The following is a 13,796-nucleotide window of genomic DNA, read 5'->3' on the forward strand; positions in this document are numbered from 1 at the left end:
ATCGGCCAGCTTGCGATTTGGCTACAAGCAGCTTCGGGTCGATTGCTACCATCAACGATTGACGGCCTCTGACCCAGTGCTTATGCGCTTTGAGTAGGACTAGTCCACTGCCCGATAAAGTTGCCAACTCTCCGCTCAATGTCACTCTCAACTGTCCGCAGCCGCAGAATAGGAATGCCACTTCTAGCCAAAATTTCATTTTTCATAGCGTCCCGAGCTGCCTGCACGGGTCGGTCGTGGTACCCGCCATCGACCTCAATCACCCCTATCGGTTTCTTGCCCACTTTGAAATAGATCACGAAATCGCAACTGGCACGCCGCATGAACGCCCGCTGGGGCTCCGTCCAGTCCAGCTTACCCGGCGATGCAAGCTTATCCAGCTTGATCTGTGTGTGGTACTTCAATGCCTGGCACTCCGGGGCTGACAACGCTTCGCGCAGCAACTGTGCCACGATCTGTTCGGACTTGTAGCGTGAGTCCTCGGACCGCAGTCGGGCGTCCAAGCGTGCCAGAGACTGGTCGTACTCGCGGTATAGCAAGTCGAATGCCGACACCACCGGCGCGTGCACGATCTGCTCGTCCTGTGCGTAATAGCTGATGTAGCGGATCAGCGCAGCGATGTGGCCATTATTGTCAGTGAACACCTCGTCGCCGGTCACCAGGGTGAAGCGATGTTTGGCCCGCGAAACTGCCACGTTGATCATGCGTGGGTCGTCGACGAAATCCAGGCGTGTTTGCGCCTGGTTGTAGCGTTTCTTGTCCAGCACGGTAGAGAAGACGATCTCGTCGCATTCGCGCCCCTGAAACTTGTGCACGGTGTCCTTGACGAAATCCGTTGGCAAGTGCGTATCGGAAAGGTTGACTTGCGCCCGGAACGGGGCGATGTAACCGCGGCCTTCGCCGTCCATTCCGACAGGCTGCCCCTCGTCCTCAAGCATCTTCAGCAGGGAGTCCAATTCCCGAAGGTTGGTATTCTTCCTGGCGTGATTACCCTTGGCTGTCACCACTAGGCGCAGGGGCGCTTCTCCCTTGTCCTCGGTCATCGCCACCAGTGCGTTGTCGTAGAACTGCTGGTTGCAGAACTGGATGATCCTGGGGTGGCAGCGGTAATGCTCTTTCAGCAGGGTTCTGGGCAGCGCGTCCTGGAACACGGCAATGCACGAATCCAGCAGGCTGTAGCGCTCGCAATCGTAGGTCTCGGCGGGTGCTTGAAGTCCCAGTGCCACAGGGATATGCGGCAACTGGCGGTTGTCTCCGACGACGATCAGGTTCTTTGCGCAGCCCAGTGGCAGGATGCCCGGCACGATGTCCTGCAAAGAGGCTTCGTCGATGATCACGTAGTCGAGGACAGCGCCCGGCGCGATCGAATTGACAATGGAGTGCGTGCCGCTGCCCAGAATAGGGAAGCGCTGCACGAAGGCATCGAAATGCCTGCAGTAAGTTTTGACTTCAAAGTTGTCCAACGGCGGTACCTGAAGTTGCAGATGCTGCTTCAGATGGTGCATCGATGCTGTTGTCAGCTCATTTAGCAGGGCCGTGAAATTAGCGCGTTCCAGCGATTCACGGCAAGTTCTCAGCTCAGCTTCCTTGTCCCGTAGCGACTTGTCGTAGTAATGCATCTGCAGTGCATGGAAAACGGCCATGCGCGCCTCACCCTCGGCGAATGGCTTGGTGCGAAAGATTCTGAATTTGAACAGTAGCTCGATGCGGTCTTTTAGATGAATGCGCTGCTCGCCGAGGTAAGCCAGGTAGGCCATGAGGTCCGCAGTCTTACGCGGTGTCAGGCCGTACTTGTCGAGCGAGCCTGTGGCCTGCACATCGCTTTCGGCCTGCCACTGCTGCAGGTAGCGCCGCTCGATGACCAGCTCGTCCAGCTCGATTTGCAGTTGTGCCGCCCTGTTGTGGTCTTGCAGGTGTTGCTTCAAACGGGTCAGCAAGGCCTGGATCTCATCCAGAGACGGTGCCGGCTCGGGGGCGCTTGATGGCCAAGCAGGCAGGTCGGCGAAGAAGGCTTTACGTTTTTCCTGATTGCCAAGCTTGGCGACCAAGTGGCCCAGGCCGTATCTGTCCAGCTTTTCGTAGACGTTTTCCACGGCCGCATTGTTGTTGGACAGCACCGCTACCGTCTGCCCACGTAACAGAATATTGGCGAGGATGTTGAGGATCGTCTGGGTCTTGCCGGTCCCTGGCGGGCCTTCGATCACACTGATTTGCGCGCTGAACGCCCGCTCGACCGCCTGAAGCTGACTCTCGTTAAGCCCGAACGGATAAATGAGCCCCTGACCCGGCGCCAACGTGCCGTTGCGCCCCATACAGTAGGCTTGCAAGGCGGTGCCAGCAATGGCTGGCAGCTTTCCGAGCTGACGCACCACATTATCGGCGATTTCACGGTCAATCTTCGACTCGGCGTGATCCCGTCGGGCATTCGCCACGCTAGTGAAATAGCGGAAGACCGGCGTTTCCTTCATCGATGTCGGGGCGGTAAAGCCGATACCGTCCATCTTGTAGACATATGGCTTTGGGGCACCCGGGTAGTGCACGACGGCATATCTCTCGCCATAAATCGTCGCTTTGGCAATGGGTGTAACAATCGTGCTGCTGGGCTTGTGCAGCAATACATTGGTCAACTCACGGGATGGCAAAACTTGGCAGTTACTGAGAGGACGGGTGTATTTTTTCTTGGAAGGGAAATGACAGGTCAGTTCCAGGGTTTCGTACTTGTCACTCCAGCGAATCGCCCAGTCGCTGATCTTTGCGGTCTTGTCCTCACCATCCACCTGAATCGAAGCCATATTCCATATCCCTATGCGTATGACATCCGGTGTTTCCTTGCGCCGAATGCTACTTTCTCCAAGAAGAGTCATATTGCCATCATTGCGTACAGGATCGATAGCCGGCTCATGCGTTTAGCCATCTGCCGTGCTTCCGGTCGATAGCTGTCCTTCGCGGAGGGCAGCTATCGGCCAGGAGCGGACAGCGCTTACCTAGAGCTTTGCACGGTAAAAATACTCTAGTAGCCTGCCGAACAAACTTCGCTCCTGGCCCTCAACATATGCTCCCTTCCGACATCGAAGAATGGCTCCAATCTAACTCTTCCTCTGGCTATAGAGCACATTTGCTAGCTCACCAAGCTGACGTCTCGTTTTACGTCACCACGTTGGAAATCGAGGGTACTGAGCTAGCCGATCTTTATTTTCGTCACGGCGCAATGCCTGTTCGGGGATGGTATGAGTTGATCGAAATAGATCAGGTTGAGCAGATGACTACCTATGCGATCAACGAGCTTGGAGTACCAGTTGGTTATCTGGCTCTTACCGGAGTAGTGGGGCAAGGCATCGTGCTCTACAATCGCTCATCCCAAGCTGTGTTTGATGTAGAGTTCGGTCAGTTCGACCTTCTTCTAAAGGGCGAATTAGCACCTATCGCAACTACCTTTAGTGGCTTCCTCCGGTGGTGTCGTGACCGCGATCAGGACGACTAAAGCAATGGGGAGCGGAAATAGTTTTTCGTCCGCTTCTGGCCGATAGCGGTCCCTCAATTCATAAAGACGCCGCTTATCAACTAGCGGTAAGCGGCGTTTCTATCTAGTACGGTGTGGCCCTAACTCAGCCCCCCCTCTCTTTCCCTCAACCCCAACCCCGCATCATCAATCACCGCCTTCCCCATCTCCGCCAAAAAGTACGCAGCCCAGGCATACCGCTCCCCCTGCTCTTCCATAGCCGCATCCAACGCTAACTTCTTGGCGTAGTACAACAACGTCGAAGCCTGCTCCAACGCCTGCTGCAAAGGCACATCCGCATTGACGCGAAACAACGTTAGTTCAGGATCGGCACATTGGCCAAAGGTGACAAAACCTTGGGTTTTGATGGAGTTTGAATGGCTCATTGGGCACCTCCCGCCAGGGTCTGGCAGCAGAGGCTATTGAGCGAAGAAAGCGGAAAGGAACAGCAGCAAATTACGTACAGATTACCGGCAGACATGATTGAAACTCCCTGATCAACAATGTGCCTGCATCTGATCGGGTTCTCAGGCCCGGTCGCTGATTTTGCAGCGACCGCAGCAGACTATGAGGTCTGCTCAGGGTCCGGCAACCGCTAAACCGTAGCCGGTTATGTCACTCGGATTAGCGAGCCGTTATGCTCTCCCCCACCCCGGATAAGGACATCTGCCCCTCATGATCGACCGCGAACATCTCCAGCAAAACGGTTACCAATTGCTGCGTCAGGCGCTGCCCGCCGACTGGCTGGATGAGCTGCGGGCCACGTTCGAGGCGGGGGTGATTGGGCCTGAGCGATGGCCGGTGCCTCGGGGCCACGATTGGCGTCATGCGCTGGTGGATCTGGATGCACGGGTGCAGGCGGTGTGTCGTTTGCCGGCGCTGTTGGCGGTGGCCGGGGAGTTGATCGGGGAAGGCTTTTTTCTGGCTCAGGTGGAGGGCCGGGAGCCGTTGGCGGGGGGCGGTCATCAGGTATTGCACCGGGATCTGTCGGAGCAGCGCCTCGGCGACCGGGTCACGGCGCTGGTCTATCTCGATGACTATGGGCCGGCCAATGGCGCGACGCGCATAGTGCCCGGCAGTCATCGCCCCGGGGAGCGGTTGGCGCCCTTTGATTTCAGTGATGAATCCCGGGTGGTGCAGTTGGCGGGGAATGCGGGGGACGTGCTGCTGTTCGATGCCGATCTGGTGCATGGGGCCAGTCTGAACCCCAGTGGTGCGCGCCGTCGCAGCTTGCTGGTCAGCTATTGCGCCCTGGGGCTGTATGAGTCCCATCTGCAGACGCTGGGCCTGCGTGCTATCCGCATGGACACCCGCGAGCGTTTCGAACCGGCGGATTTTGCCTGAGTAGGCTCGGGCGCCAGGGGTGCGTCAGCCGCAGCGTGGCGCTCATTCAGTCGGCCAGGCGGCTGGCCAGACGTTGCAGTGCCTGGGCCAGTTCCAGGGCCTGTTCTGCCGTCAGTTCCACCGGGTCGTTGTGCGGGCTGATGGCCTTGAGATGAATGGCACTGCCCTGCTCTATCCATAGGCGCACGTCGCCGTCGCTGCTCTCGAAATAATCCGTTGTGCTGTCAACCGACATGTTCATTCACCTTGTGCGTGGGCGCTGGCCAGTTCCAGCAGGCGGGTGAAGTGGGCGATGGCGAAATACAGGTCATCGCGGGTGTCGCCGTCCCAGTCTTCCACCGCTTCCCTGGCGGCCTTGAGTGAGGCGATGCGGGTTTTGATCTCGGCGATTTCCTCGGCGCCGCACTGGGTGGCGATGGCCTCCCAGCGTTCCTGGGGAATGTTTTGCTGGACCGAAAGCCCGGCTTGCGCTTGGGCAATCAGTGCGGTGAGTTGGCTCATAGGGGTATTCATCCTGAAAATGCAGCCTTTGAATCGGGGCGCGGCTTGTGCGTTAGGCGCTTTGAGGCGGGTCACTTTATCGGGTTTAAGCCCAAACAACGACCTCAAGAATGGAGCCAAGCCCATGTCCGCCATACCACTGGAGAACTCGTAGCCGGCGTCTCCCCCCAGGGTGCCGACAAGGTCACATGTCGCTAAGCGTCCCGTGAACACAGCATGCTGTTCTCAACGACAAGGGCAAGGATGTCCGAGCAATGACCATGACAATGCTTGGCGCTCATAGCCGGGCAATGCTGACCGGCTATGAGCGGATAGAGAACCTCAACGGCTCGCTTTTAGCGTTTCAAGCATCGCCTCGGCGGCCAGGCTGTGGACTTTGCGGGTTGGGTGCCACTCATCCCAGTAGTAATGGCTATCCGGATCCGCACACACGGGTTTGACGTCCGGGTAGGTGGCTTGGCACGGGGTATCCAGATCCTTCAGACCCGCCACCTCGGGTGCCGCACGAAGCTTGTTGCTGAAGGCCAGGTGGTCGAAGTAGCCAATGCTCACGTGATGGGCGTTAGCCAGTGTTGTCAGCACGGCGGGCAGTTTTTGTTCGAGTATCTGCTGGTATTGCGTTGCGTTCTTGACTTGATTGCCCTGCACCACAGCCGGCACATGGCTCAAATCCGTGGTCCCCACCACCATCAGGTGCTTCGCCCCTGCGGCGATCAGCGTCTCGGTGCTCTTCTGTATGTTCGCCACGCTGTTCTGGCCAAGCACGTCGATCGTTTCCGGGTGCGCGAAGTCGGCCCATTCAAAAAAGTCGTTGGCTGAGATGAAAATGAAATACAGCGCATCCGGATCAGCCTTGTGTGTTTTAGCGGCCTTCAGGTGATCGGCGATTTGCCCGAAAACCCCAGTGTCGCGAGAGGGCTGCATCCAGGCGTAGTAGTTGCCGTTGCCGCTTTTGGCGCCGCCAATGGCGTAGTCGGTCAAGGGAATTTTCAAGGCCTGCGCCAAGTGCTCGACCGCGGTGGGACCATTGCTCCAGCGTCCCTGCCAATACAACGAACCAGGCAGTTCCTGTGCATCTTTGACCTTCTGCGCGGCCATGGTTCGGGTGAAGGTTTCACCCGCGCCATTGTCAGAGTAGCTGTCACCGAACGCATAGAGATGATCGTAGCCAGGGCCGCCAAAGGCGGTTGCGGCAGTCATTGTCAATAGAGCGGCCAAGCAAGCGCGTCGAATCATTGAAAGTCTCCCGGGTGGTGCTCTTAGACTACCGGTGGCGACGCTTTGCCTCGCCACGCTTGCGACCTGTATTTAGCCGAGGGCGCAAAGAGTGTGCTGTTCGCGACAGGTCGGTGGCGGGTGAGTCCAGCGTGTGCGCCGGTTTTTTTATCCCGCCTGTTGCCTTGGGTGCTTGGCAGCGCCGCACGGGTCGGCTTCAATAACCGCCCCTTTTCATGTTCAGGAGCTAGAAGGATGCAGCTTTATTACCGTTGGGCGGCCGCGTGGGTCATGGCGTGGGTACTGGGAACCGGGCTGGCCCAGGCCGAGGAACGGCCACAGGTGGCGGACAAGATCCTGGCCTACACCGGGCCGCACGGGGTGAAGGTCTGGACCTTGCGCATCGGTGAGCGCAGCGCCAATCAGGCGCTGGTGCAGGTGGAAGACGCCGACCACGACTGGAACATGCGTATTCAGAAAATGAACGTGGAGCAAACCGATCGCGACACCCGTTACTTCACTCAGGTGGACGGGCAGAAGTTCGTGGTGCTGCTGCTTCAGGAAGGCTATGGCGAGTTGCATCTGCCGGGTGAGGCCAAGCCGCTGAAGGTGGGTTATGACAGCAACCTGTCCAGCTATGGCGATGCCCAGGCGTTTCTCAATGAGTACCTCAAGGCGAAGTAAAGCGTCGGGCGGCCGTGACCGCTCTGTAACAACGCCTCCCTAGGGAGGCGTTGTCGTTTTTCCCCGTGTGCATCCCTCTCAACGCAGATCAAACCGGTTCTGGTTCATGACGCTGAGGGCCCGGCCCCTTTCTTATGAACTCTGGATGATCAGGGCCCCGGCCATCAGGTCTTCGTCATCAATGCCTTGCTTCAATAGCAGGTAGCAGGCTCCACCGACCAAAATGCCCTTGTGCTCTTGAGCGGCGCTGTTCAGCCGGGAGTTGTTGATCTGCAGCACATAGTTCAAGCCTGGGCGTGTCTCTTGACCCTGAATCCAGGCGGGTATTCCGGCGATCTTGGCCAGGCCGTTTTCGTCGCTGTCCTGCCCCGGGTTTTCAACCACTTCGATTCGCCGCGCCGGGGTGATGGGCTGTCCGTAACCATCCACCTGTCGCGCCGCGGGTCTGTAGGCCAGCACCTTGCTGCCCTCTTGCATGGCTTGATCGATGTAGGTATCGCTGACGATCGAGTAAGGCGTAAGGGGCTGGGGTGCGCCTGCGCTAGCCTTCCGCGCCGGGCGGATGGCCAAAGTGGGCCTTGTAGGCGTGGTTGAAATTGGCCGGGTTGGCGTAGCCCAGGCGGTAGGCTATCTGCGCCACGTGCCATTTGCGCTGGCGCAACAGGGTGCGTGCCAGCTCCATGCGTTGGCGCCGCACATACTGCAGCATCGACTGGCCGAATACCTGGGCAAAGGCGCGGCGCAGGGTGGTCTCTCCTACCCCCAGTTGCTGGGCCAACGCCTGGCTGCCGGGCGGGTCCAGCAGGTGGGCGTCGAGCTGGCGACGGGCTTCGTGGGCCAGGTCCAGTTGCCCCCGCACCGTGGGCGCCGCAGGGCGCTGGCCCTGGAGGTGCACCGCCAGCTCCACCAGCACCGCCAGGCTCAGGCTTTCCTGGTGCAGGCGTTGCAGGGCGCCCTGGTACGGCGCTTGGTAGAGCCGCTCCAGCAAGCTGCCCAACGCCCGGCAGCGTTGAAACTGGCGAAAGCGGATGCCGTCGTCCAGCAGGCCGAGCAAGGGCTGCAGCGTCGGGTCTTCCTCGGCCAGTTCCCGCAGATAGCTACCGGCGATACGCAGGCCGGCCATGCGCGCGTGGCTGCCGGCGGGCATCTGGTCCAGCGCTTCCATGGTTTCGCTCAGGCCCAGTGCCTGGGGCGCGCCGGGGGTGTAGTGGTGGAGCTGGCCGTCGATCCGGTGCTGCCATTGCCCGGCCAGCACCTGGACGATGCACAGGCTGTCGGGCAATACCTTGTGGATGCGCAGCGGATCGGGGAATTGCAGGTTGCAGTCGAAGTACTGCAAGTGTGGGCGCACGGTGCGGGCGCGGTAGTGGCCGACGGCGCTGCCCATCACCCGCCGGGCACTGGGGTCGAACACCCCGGCGCGGGCCAGGCCAACCGGCCGGTCGAAGCAGAATTGTGTATCGAGGTAGGGGTTCCAGCATTCCATCGGCAAAGCGGGTCCATGGGGGTGGTTGCTACGGCGGCCAATGGTAACTCACTCACACTTTGCGCAGCGGTGGTTGTGAGCGTCGGAATTTTTCTTGTGAATGACGGCCAAAGCGCTTGGCAGGGCAGCAGGTGCCGACTTCAATGAACGGCTTTTTCAGATGTCAGGAGTGTGAACAATGCAGCTTTATTGCAGATGGGCGGCCGTGTGGGCCATGGCGCTGGCCTTGGTAACCGGCCTGGCCCAAGCCGATGAACGGCCCCCGGTGGCGGATAAGCTGGCGGCCTATGTCGGCCAGCAGGGGGTGAAGGTCTGGACCTTGCGCATCGGTGAGCGCAGTGAGCATCAGGCCCTGGTGCAGGTGGAGGACGTGGATCACGACTGGAACCTGCGCATCCAGAAAATGGCCGTGGAAAAGACCGCCAGGGATACCCGCTACGCCACGACCGTCGACGGGCAGAAATTCGTGGTACTGGTGCTCCAGGAGGGTTGGGGCGAGCTGTACCTGCCGGGTGAAGCCGCGCCGGTGCGGGTGCGCTATGACGAGAACCTGTCGAGCCAGGGCGATGCCCAGGCGTTCCTTACCGACTATCTCAAGGCCCGGTAAGCCCTGGGGGAGCGCCGGCACCCAGACGCTCGGCCGCTTTGTTTTCTGTGAATCAAGGACTTGTTTATGACTTCATCGCTGCAACCCGATGCATCCCGCGACGCTCAGCGCGAACAGGTGATCGCCCAGCTCCAACAGGTGATCCAGCGTGTGCCCGAGCAGAGCGAATTCACCAACACGCGCCGCTATCAATTGCTGGGCCCGCTGTTCACGCTGATTTCGCTGGGCATGCTGGCCTGGGGTATCCAGCAGGGCAAGACCGGCATGTTGCTCTGCGGGCTGTTTCTGTCCGCGTTGTTCGCCCTGGTGACCTGGCAGCATCGCCACGCCGGCCAGCATGCCTTCATGCGGTTGACCCGGCGCCAGCTGTTCGTGGATTCCCTGAGTGCACCGGTCAACCTGACGGACGTGGTGGATGTCCATGTCAAGGATGAGGGGCTGCTGACCCTGCAGCAGCTGACCCTGCGCCCGGGCAGCGCGCTGCCGACCCACAGGCCCGTGCGCCAGTTGTTCGGCAACCAGGCCATGGCGCTCAAGAGCCCCGAACCTCACATTCGCATTCATTCCGCCGGGTTGATGAGCGGGGGGCGCAAACTGGCCATCGATGACATTGCCGCGCTGTTGGACGCCTACTGCCAGGCGGCCAATGCACAGCAACAGCTGGATGAGTTGCAAGGCCGTGGATAACGCCGAAAAAGAAGCCTTGTTGCTGCAACTGCAGGCCGATGCCGACGGCCCCCGGCGCCGCTGCGAGATTCGCGAGCGCTCCCTTGGGCAAGCGGTCATGCTGGCCCTGCTCTCGCTGCTGCTGGTGCTGTTGGGCGGCTGGCTGGCCAGCCTGCCTTCGGCCTGGCAGTTGCGCTCTGCCCAGCTGTGGTTCTGGCTGCCCGGGGCGCTGATGCTGGGCGCCGGGCTTGTGGGCCTGGCGGCGGCCGAAGCCCTGCGTCGGCGGCATGGCCAGCAGGTGCTGGCGCTGACCCCCGACACCCTGCAGTTCGCCAATGCGCCCGCCCCCACTCCCTGGGTGTGTTTCGATGGTTTCGAACTGGAGCAGCGCTACCTGAGCCTGGGGCTGGTGTTCTCGGTGATCGCCGGTAGCCGTGCGCCGGCCCTGGCACCAGCCTGCTTCAAGTCCCTGGCCGCGCCCCATGCCTGGCCGGTGGCCGCGGGCATGCGCGTGCGGTTGTGGCTGTTCAACCCGATGCTCGATGGCCAGCGCCTGGATTTCCAAGCCCTGACCGACCTGCTCTACGCCTACCTGAATGCGGCCCAGGCCCGCAGCACCCTGGGCCAACTGTTCCCGGAGGTGCAACGGGTGGGGGCAACGCAGTAGCCGGGCCAGTAAAAACGCCTCCCTAGGGAGGCGTTGTCGTATTACCCGGTTTGCTCCCGTTTTAGCGCAGATCGAACCGATCCAGGTTCATCACCTTGTCCCAGGCCGCCACAAAGTCCTTCACGAACTGCTCACCCGCATCCGCCGCCGCATACACCTCGGCCAGGGCCCGCAGTTGCGAGTTGGAACCCAGCAGCAGGTCGACCCGAGTACCGCTCCATTTGTATTGGCCCGTGGCGCGGTCGCTGCCTTCGTACTGGTCGCGGGCCTCGGACAGGGGTTTCCATTGGGTGCCCATGTCCAGCAGGTTGACGAAGAAGTCGTTGCTCAGGGTGCCCGGGCGCGAGGTGAAGACGCCGTGGGGCGATTGCCCGACGTTGGCCCCCAGCACTCGCAGGCCGCCCAGCAGTACGGTGAGTTGCGGGGCGCTGAGGGTCAGCAGTTGCGCTCTGTCCACCAGCAGGGCTTCGGCGGTGACGCCGCTGACGGGTTTGAGGTAGTTGCGGAATCCGTCTGCCACCGGTTCCAGCACGGCGAAGGATTCGACGTCAGTCTGTTCCTGGCTGGCGTCCATGCGCCCCGGGGCGAAGGGCACGCTGATGCTGTAGCCGGCATTTTTCGCTGCCAGTTCCACCGCCGCGCAACCGCCGAGGACGATCAGGTCCGCCAGGGACACGCGCTTGCCAGTGCTTTGCGCGCTGTTGAAGGCGCTCTGCACCGCTTCCAGGCCTTGCAGCACCTGGGCCAGTTGCTGCGGTTGGTTGACCTCCCAATCCTTCTGCGGGGCCAGGCGAATCCGTGCGCCGTTGGCGCCGCCGCGTTTGTCCGAGCCGCGGAAGGTCGAGGCCGAGGCCCAGGCGGTGGACACCAGTTGCGCCACGGACAGGCCGGAATTGAGGATCTGGCCCTTGAGCTGCTGGATGTCCTGGGCGTCGATCAGCGGGTGGTTCACGGCGGGAATCGGGTCTTGCCAGATCAGCTCCTCGGCCGGCACTTCCGGGCCCAAGTAGCGGGCGCGCGGGCCCATGTCGCGGTGGGTGAGTTTGAACCAGGCCCGGGAGAAGGCTTCGGCCAGTTGCTCGGGGTGCTGGTGGAAGCGCCGGGAGATCGCCTCGTAGGCCGGGTCGAAGCGCAGCGACAGGTCGGTGGTGAGCATCGACGGCGTGCGGCGTTTATTCGGGTCGTGGGGGTCGGGCACGCTGTCGGCCCCGGCGCCGGCTTTGGGCCGCCATTGGTGGGCGCCGGCGGGGCTGGTGGTCAACTCCCATTCGAAGCCGAACAGGTGGTCGAAGAAGTCGTTGCTCCAGCGGGTCGGGGTGGTGGTCCAGGTCACTTCCAGGCCGCTGGTGATGGCGTCGCCACCGACGCCTGTGCCGAAGCTGCTTTTCCAGCCCAGGCCCTGCTCTTCCAGGCCGGCGGCTTCCGGTTCCGGGCCGACGTGGCTCGCCGGGCCGGCGCCGTGGGTCTTGCCGAAGGTGTGGCCGCCGGCGATCAGGGCCACGGTTTCTTCGTCGTCCATGGCCATGCGGGCGAAGGTTTCGCGGATGTCCCGGGCCGCCGCCAGCGGGTCGGGGTTGCCGTTGGGGCCTTCCGGGTTGACGTAGATCAGGCCCATTTGCACCGCCCCCAGGGGGTTCTCCAGCTCGCGGTCGCCGCTGTAGCGCTGGTCGTCGAGCCAGGTGGTTTCGCTGCCCCAGTAGACGTTGTCTTCCGGCTCCCAGACGTCCTGGCGGCCACCGGCAAAGCCGAAGGTTTTAAAACCCATGGATTCCAGGGCGACGTTGCCGGTGAGGATGATCAGGTCGGCCCAGGAAATCTTGCGCCCGTACTTCTGCTTGATCGGCCAGATCAGCCTCCGCGCCTTGTCCAGGCTGACGTTGTCCGGCCAGCTGTTGAGCGGGGCGAAGCGCTGCTGCCCGCCCCCGGCACCACCCCGGCCATCGGCGATGCGGTAGGTGCCGGCGCTGTGCCAGGCCATGCGGATGAACAGCGGGCCGTAATGGCCAAAATCCGCCGGCCACCAGGGTTGGGAATCGGTCATCAACGCCTGCAGGTCGCGCTTCACTGCGGCCAGGTCCAGGGTGTTGAATTCGGCGGCGTAGTTGAAATCTTCCGCCATGGGGTCGGACAGGTGCGAGTGCTGGTGAAGGATCTTCAGGTTCAGTTGGCCGGGCCACCAGTCACGGTTGCTGGTGCCTTCGCCGGCGGTGTGTTTGAACGGACACTTGGATTCGTTGGACATGGGACTCTCCTTCGGTCATCCCTACCCGGCTGCTCGATATGGGCCCGAGGCTGGACGTGCGTATGAAAAGCGTAGTGAACGGCAAGCGAAGGTAAAAATAGACCCGCTTGATGACCCTGGCAGAAAAAAACCATGACGCCTGCAAGGTTTCTGCGCGGGGCGCCCTGCCCCCTGGGAACCTCCCTGGATCTGGCGAGCGGCGCCCGGGCTTGTTTAGCGCAGCCGATGCTGAACCGCGGCCTGAGCCTGGGCGTCCAGGCGGCGCTGGGTGTCGGCATCGATCTGCTGGCGCAGGGCCTGGAACAGTGGGCTGGCGTCGGTGTAGCGGCGGCCGTAGCCGAGATTGAAGCGGTAGTCGAAACCCGCCGGGTTCTGGCCCTGGGTGTGTTGCAGCAGGGTTTCCAGCTTGTCCAGGGCCTTGACCGCGCGCGCCTCGTTGCTGGCGGTGCCTTCGTATTCGTCCCACAGCTCCAGCAGGTGCTCGCGGGCCGGGGCGTCCAGGGCTCGGGCCAGCAGTTGCAGGTCCGCGCGCTCCTGCTGGCTCTTGTCCGGGTGGGCGGCCTGGGCCACCGCCGGGATGTCGCCGTGAATGGCCTCCCCCAGGTCGTGGACGATGCACAGTTTCAGCACCCGCAGCAGGTCCAGATCCCCCAGTTGGTCTTCGAACAGCAGCGCCATCAGGCACAGGCGCCAGCTGTGCTCGGCGGTGCTTTCCTGGCGGCCGCTGGAGGTGTGGGCGCTGCGCAGCACGTCCTTGAGTTTTTCCGCTTCACGGAGGAATTCAAGGCGGCCGCTGAGAAGTTCGGAGGTCATGGACAAGCCTGCTGCAAGTGAACGAGGCCCGCGCCGTGGGGCGGCGGGCGATGGCTTACCAGACTAGTCAGC

15 protein-coding genes are annotated in these 13,796 nt (G+C 61.6%); 6 read left to right on the plus strand and 9 right to left on the minus strand.

Going from position 1 to position 13,796, the window contains the following annotated elements:
* Positions 1–80: 80 nt before the first annotated feature.
* Positions 81–2,792: an AAA domain-containing protein gene (locus tag AC1RCO_RS07305; protein WP_492617584.1), complete on the minus strand. Its 2,712-nt coding sequence runs from the start codon at positions 2,790–2,792 to the stop codon at positions 81–83.
* Between the two features lie 260 nt (positions 2,793–3,052).
* Here AC1RCO_RS07305 and AC1RCO_RS07310 point away from each other — a divergent pair, with 260 nt between their 5' ends.
* Positions 3,053–3,481 (plus strand): hypothetical protein, encoded by a 429-nt coding sequence (locus AC1RCO_RS07310; protein ID WP_492617585.1) that lies wholly within the window; start codon positions 3,053–3,055, stop codon positions 3,479–3,481.
* A 119-nt stretch (positions 3,482–3,600) separates the two neighbouring features.
* On the opposite strand, the gene AC1RCO_RS07315 is transcribed toward AC1RCO_RS07310, so the two are convergent.
* The gene (locus tag AC1RCO_RS07315) at positions 3,601–3,885 is read right to left on the minus strand and encodes a DUF3077 domain-containing protein (protein WP_492617586.1); all 285 of its coding nucleotides are present in this window, start codon (positions 3,883–3,885) and stop codon (positions 3,601–3,603) included.
* Positions 3,886–4,174: 289 nt separating this feature from the next.
* Between AC1RCO_RS07315 and AC1RCO_RS07320 the strand changes: the two genes are divergently transcribed.
* Positions 4,175–4,843 carry a phytanoyl-CoA dioxygenase family protein gene (locus AC1RCO_RS07320; protein WP_492617587.1) on the plus strand — a complete coding sequence of 223 codons (669 nt, stop codon included), beginning with the start codon at positions 4,175–4,177 and terminating at the stop codon, positions 4,841–4,843.
* Between the two features lie 46 nt (positions 4,844–4,889).
* Here AC1RCO_RS07320 and AC1RCO_RS07325 read toward each other — a convergent pair whose 3' ends face one another.
* From AC1RCO_RS07325 to AC1RCO_RS07335, 3 genes are all read right to left on the minus strand, one after another.
* Complete coding sequence (locus AC1RCO_RS07325; RefSeq protein ID WP_492617588.1) at positions 4,890–5,078, minus strand: DUF6360 family protein; 189 nt, start codon at positions 5,076–5,078, stop codon at positions 4,890–4,892.
* 2 nt (positions 5,079–5,080) lie between these two features.
* Positions 5,081–5,344, minus strand: coding sequence for a hypothetical protein (locus AC1RCO_RS07330; RefSeq protein WP_492617589.1), 264 nt, complete (start codon positions 5,342–5,344; stop codon positions 5,081–5,083).
* A gap of 321 nt (positions 5,345–5,665) precedes the next feature.
* Positions 5,666–6,580, minus strand: coding sequence for an SGNH/GDSL hydrolase family protein (locus AC1RCO_RS07335; RefSeq protein ID WP_248765859.1), 915 nt, complete (start codon positions 6,578–6,580; stop codon positions 5,666–5,668).
* Positions 6,581–6,814: 234 nt separating this feature from the next.
* Between AC1RCO_RS07335 and AC1RCO_RS07340 the strand changes: the two genes are divergently transcribed.
* Positions 6,815–7,243 (plus strand): hypothetical protein, encoded by a 429-nt coding sequence (locus AC1RCO_RS07340; protein WP_011060992.1) that lies wholly within the window; start codon positions 6,815–6,817, stop codon positions 7,241–7,243.
* A gap of 132 nt (positions 7,244–7,375) precedes the next feature.
* Here the strand turns inward: AC1RCO_RS07340 and AC1RCO_RS07345 are convergent, their stop codons facing one another.
* Both AC1RCO_RS07345 and AC1RCO_RS07350 read right to left on the minus strand, forming a co-directional pair.
* Positions 7,376–7,720 (minus strand): hypothetical protein, encoded by a 345-nt coding sequence (locus tag AC1RCO_RS07345; protein WP_492617590.1) that lies wholly within the window; start codon positions 7,718–7,720, stop codon positions 7,376–7,378.
* A gap of 64 nt (positions 7,721–7,784) precedes the next feature.
* Complete coding sequence (locus AC1RCO_RS07350) at positions 7,785–8,729, minus strand: helix-turn-helix transcriptional regulator (RefSeq protein ID WP_047336585.1); 945 nt, start codon at positions 8,727–8,729, stop codon at positions 7,785–7,787.
* Positions 8,730–8,907: 178 nt separating this feature from the next.
* Here AC1RCO_RS07350 and AC1RCO_RS07355 point away from each other — a divergent pair, with 178 nt between their 5' ends.
* The 3 genes from AC1RCO_RS07355 (at position 8,908) to AC1RCO_RS07365 (ending at position 10,669) form a co-directional block, all read left to right on the plus strand.
* The gene (locus AC1RCO_RS07355) at positions 8,908–9,336 is read left to right on the plus strand and encodes a hypothetical protein (RefSeq protein WP_072442116.1); all 429 of its coding nucleotides are present in this window, start codon (positions 8,908–8,910) and stop codon (positions 9,334–9,336) included.
* Positions 9,337–9,402: 66 nt separating this feature from the next.
* On the plus strand, positions 9,403–10,023 hold the full coding sequence (locus AC1RCO_RS07360; RefSeq protein WP_047286240.1) for a hypothetical protein: 621 nt from the start codon (positions 9,403–9,405) through the stop codon (positions 10,021–10,023).
* On the plus strand, positions 10,001–10,669 hold the full coding sequence (locus AC1RCO_RS07365; RefSeq protein ID WP_445495889.1) for a hypothetical protein: 669 nt from the start codon (positions 10,001–10,003) through the stop codon (positions 10,667–10,669). Before AC1RCO_RS07360 ends, AC1RCO_RS07365 begins: the two co-directional genes overlap by 23 nt.
* Before the next feature lie 61 nt (positions 10,670–10,730).
* Here the strand turns inward: AC1RCO_RS07365 and katG are convergent, their stop codons facing one another.
* Positions 10,731–12,911, minus strand: coding sequence for a catalase/peroxidase HPI (gene katG, locus AC1RCO_RS07370; protein ID WP_492617591.1), 2,181 nt, complete (start codon positions 12,909–12,911; stop codon positions 10,731–10,733).
* Positions 12,912–13,124: 213 nt separating this feature from the next.
* The gene (locus AC1RCO_RS07375) at positions 13,125–13,724 is read right to left on the minus strand and encodes an HD domain-containing protein (RefSeq protein WP_404673195.1); all 600 of its coding nucleotides are present in this window, start codon (positions 13,722–13,724) and stop codon (positions 13,125–13,127) included.
* Positions 13,725–13,796 lie beyond the last annotated feature (72 nt).

Source organism: Pseudomonas sp. GW823-FHT03E05 (assembly GCF_058796855.1).